Annotated in this window: 1 protein-coding gene; it reads right to left on the bottom strand. The window is 47.6% G+C overall.

The annotated features are described in order from the left end of the window. Nucleotides 1–235: TrbC/VirB2 family protein (locus OC23_RS12240; protein ID WP_038345137.1), on the bottom strand; the 235-nt coding region annotated here is incomplete at its 3' end. Nucleotides 236–395: the final 160 nt, after the last annotated feature.

Here is a 395-nt window from a genome sequence, read left to right as displayed (position 1 = left end):
CAAGCTTACCAAAGATAGCCATAATGCTAGAACCTAGTATCACCCCAGTCATGATGGGTAGTCCCAGCTTCTGCACAAACCGTATAACGTTACATATAACAACAGTCGCTGTATCATCAGCTTCAGTACCAGTAGGACTAGGGCTCGCCTGAGCAGCAGCCCCAGCAGGTACACCATGTAAGATACCCAATGCTAATACTACAGCAATGAGTAAGAATCTAAGTTTTAGCAACATCACCACTCTCCCAAAACCTCTACGTCCACCCTTGCACTAACTGGTATTACCCTCAATACAGTGGCCATAAGCTTACCTATGGCTGCACACACAACCAGCATTATCATGGCAGGCCATGCAAGTGTGCCAAGCCATGACCCCAGAACCTAGTACCACCCCT

Origin of the sequence: Acinetobacter sp. A47 (assembly GCF_000805455.1) — a bacterium.
In the GTDB taxonomy this organism is placed as follows: Bacteria; Pseudomonadota; Gammaproteobacteria; order Pseudomonadales; family Moraxellaceae; genus Acinetobacter.
Note: the sequence above shows the minus strand (reverse complement) of the source record. Positions and strands in the feature narration are given on the sequence as shown.